5 protein-coding genes are annotated in these 3,320 nt (G+C 48.0%); all 5 read left to right on the top strand.

Annotated elements, in window-relative coordinates; all coding sequences use genetic code 11:
- Positions 1-2 precede the first annotated feature (2 nt).
- Positions 3-359 (top strand): hypothetical protein, encoded by a 357-nt coding sequence (locus tag L654_RS0117220; protein ID WP_225305773.1) that lies wholly within the window; start codon positions 3-5, stop codon positions 357-359.
- 110 nt (positions 360-469) lie between these two features.
- Positions 470-922: a head completion/stabilization protein gene (locus L654_RS0117215; protein WP_024608594.1), complete on the top strand. Its 453-nt coding sequence runs from the start codon at positions 470-472 to the stop codon at positions 920-922.
- Positions 919-1,401 (top strand): phage tail protein, encoded by a 483-nt coding sequence (locus L654_RS0117210; RefSeq protein ID WP_024608593.1) that lies wholly within the window; start codon positions 919-921, stop codon positions 1,399-1,401. Before L654_RS0117215 ends, L654_RS0117210 begins: the two co-directional genes overlap by 4 nt.
- Positions 1,402-2,063: 662 nt before the next feature.
- Positions 2,064-3,170, top strand: coding sequence for a DUF2586 domain-containing protein (locus L654_RS0117200; RefSeq protein ID WP_024608592.1), 1,107 nt, complete (start codon positions 2,064-2,066; stop codon positions 3,168-3,170).
- Positions 3,171-3,181: 11 nt separating this feature from the next.
- Positions 3,182-3,320: phage protein (locus tag L654_RS0117195; protein ID WP_029753678.1), on the top strand; the 139-nt coding region annotated here is incomplete at its 3' end.

Here is a 3,320-nt window from a genome sequence, read left to right as displayed (position 1 = left end):
GCATTCGCCGCCAGTGGCCTGGTTTTATTGCCGATACTGTTTTTGATTGGGCAGACACCCAAGCAGAAAAAGGCAACAGCATTGAGCCTTATTTTGGCCAAGTGTTTAGCAAGGTTGCGAACACGTGGAAATTACCTGAGCAAGTTACGGCTAAGTACTACAAATTTGCGGGCCTTGCGTTACTGCGCAGCAAAAACGGTGATGTTTCGCCATCGCATGTGGGCGACGTGCAAAGGCTCCAACAAGCCGATGGCTACTTAGCCAAAGCCGCAGAGCTACATAAACACGCACAAGTTAAAACAGTACGAAACAAAATAGCCATGAGATTAAGAGCCATTGCTGAGTTAAACGCTCAGTAATAGCCATTACTCCCAACCCTCCAGTGCACTAGCCGAGCGTTTAACGGGTGACCGTTAATAACCGCGTCGACGCTAATTGCACTGAACCCAAATTGAATAAGGTATGTGGTATGTCATTTGGATTTGAAGCAACAGCACAAAACAGTATTGAAATAGATGCTGCAAGCGGCTGGNGGCCAGCGCTAAGCACTGGCGAGTTTCGCGATCATCGCCGCATACCAGAATTTTATGAAGAAACGGTAATAGCTGACTCATTAAACCGCAGCGCACTAGAAGTACAACAGCAAATACTCAAATACATTATGAAAGAGAACACGGACGTTGCTTTCACCCACACAAACGGCGTGCCTAACTTTAACACCGCACAGCAAAGCGTTTACCGTGGCGCCGTATATGCCCGTTCGCATAGCGATTTAATGGGGTACTTTTCAGCAGTTGACCAAAAAGAGGCAGGCAATAACAAAGCCGATAGCGTTGATCAGCAAGACGCCATATTAGCGCAATCTAATCGCAGCATTCGATTACTGCTTGGCCTTGGCCGCGCGGGAGTGCACACGCTATGAGCCAAACTATTACCCAATTGCAGCAACTAACCGACTTTTTAAACTCAAGTTTAAAAGGCGCTATTCACACTAACAACATAGACGCCTGGCAAGAACGCGGAACACTAATAATGAGCGGCGAAGACAAAGGCCAAGACGGTTACGCCGTTGCTAAATGGAAACACACCGCCGTAATCGCAATAGAAAAATTCCCGCACCGCAAAGTAAACCCTTACAACTTACTTGCGATGGTGGGCGCCTTTTTAATCGATAGCAGTTGGCCACGTGACGAATACGGCCTAGACGACCCCGAAATAGACATTGATGTTGTGAGCAAAGACAACGCCACCGTATTAATTGACGTGCAACTGATTGACGACATAGAGCTAATACCCGCCGAAAACGGCCCTGTTTTATTTAACGGTGCGCGTTATTACGTATCGCTAGCGCCAATTAGTGTGGCCGAAGATGTGGACGTAGATATTAAGGGGCAATCATGAGTTTAGTGATCACCCCAAATAGTAAACAAGCACTCAGTGCAAAGCAGCAACTGCAGCTATTAGCATTGCCAAACGGTAAACGTGTTCGCGTGCTTAAAACACTGGGACGATATGAGCGCCAGCTCGCTCGTAAGCGTCTAAAAACACAAACCACCGTTGAGGGTAATAAGTTTGCGAGTCGCACTGATGGCAAAAAAACCAAAATGCTTCAACGCATGGGTAAAACATTAGAGCCCTACGTAAAAGGCGGTAAGCGCTTAGAGCTGAAACACAAAGCAGGGCTTACTGGGCGTATTGCCGCACTACACCAAGAAGGTGGCAGCGAGCAAATGACCTCAACACGCATGAGCCGTATTCATGGCAAGCCAGATTACAAAGCACCGTGTACACGCAACCAAGCCAAAGCATTAGCAGCAGAGGGCTATAAAGTACGCAGAGCAAAAGGCAAAGGCTATCGCCGCGCCACCATTAAAGAAATTGCAGGCAGTTTAACCCACGGCAAAGCGACTTTAATTTTAAGTGAATTACGCGGCCAAAAAAGCCGTAAAAGCTGGCAAATACCTGTAAAGGCTCGCCCNGCCCATTTTTAGGCGATACAACCGCGAACGTGCAAGCGCAACTGGCCACAATTTTAAACCAACTCAATAAACGAGGATAACCCAATGTCACTAGGTAAAGTGCAAGTTAACAATCTGAATTTAGGGCAAGGCGACATCCAAGGTGTTGAACGACACTTTTTGTTTGTTGGCCGCGCTGGTAAAGCAAGCGAAGAAAGTCAGCTGTTTAGCGTAGGCGCTCAAACAGTATTAACCGACACTTTTGCAGACAGTCCATTGCTTGAAATAGTAAAAGCCGCGCAACTTAACGCCGGCCAAAACTGGACAGCAGCGGTATACCCACTGGCCGAAGGCGAAAGCATGACCGATGCCATTGACCGCGCGAACGAAGTACAAAGCTTTGAAATGGTTGTTGTATGTGATGAGCAAACAACAAGCGGTGGCTTAACCGGTATTCACGATCACCTAACGTCATTGCAAGCTACATTAGGGCGTTTTGTATCAGCATTGGTTGCCGTACCAGGTATTGATGTAGCCACACAAACATGGTCGCAATATGAAGCCGCAACCATTGCACTGCAAGCCGATATTGCCGCGCACTTAGTGGTACCCGTACCGCAATTACACGCCAATAACGTGGGCGTATTAGCAGGGCGATTATGTAACCGCAGCGTAAGCATTGCCGACAGCCCCATGCGCGTAGCAACAGGCAGCGTATTAGGGTTAGGCGAAGCACCCGTTGATACGAACGACGCCCCGTTATCACTTGCCACATTAGAAACATTAGCCAATGCACGCATGAGTGTACCGCAGTGGTATAGCGATTTTGAAGGTGTTTACTGGAGCGACGCCCAAACGCTAGATGCTGCAGGTGGCGATTACCAATACCTTGAGCATTTACGCCCTGTGCATAAAGCCAGCCGCGAAGTGCGTGTACTTGCCATTCGCCGTATTGCCAACCGCGCCCTTAACTCAACGCCAAACAGTATTGAGCTAAACAAAGCGTATTTTATGCGCCCACTACGCGCCATGAGCAAAAGCACCACTATTTTAGGCACGCAGTTTCCTGGTGAAATACAGCCACCGGTTGAAGGCGACATAACCATTGTATGGACCAGCAATAAAAGCGTGGTTATTTACATGGTGCTGCGCCCGTACAACAGCCCAAAAGAAATTACCGTAAACATTTTGCTTGATTTAAGCAGCAACTAGGAGCACTCACCATGCGTTTATCAGGAATGAATTTTAACGTGAACTTGGGCGACATTATGGTCCAAGTTGACACAGCATCACTGGCTATTACCGACAACAGTGCGGTAAGCCAAACTAGTGGCGTACCCGACGGCTCAGTTGATGGCGATG

Origin of the sequence: Pseudoalteromonas sp. TAB23 (genome assembly GCF_000498075.1) — a bacterium.
GTDB classification, from domain to species: Bacteria; Pseudomonadota; Gammaproteobacteria; order Enterobacterales; family Alteromonadaceae; genus Pseudoalteromonas; species Pseudoalteromonas arctica.
The sequence above is the reverse complement of the archived record's forward strand: the minus strand, read 5'-3'. Positions and strand labels throughout refer to the sequence as shown.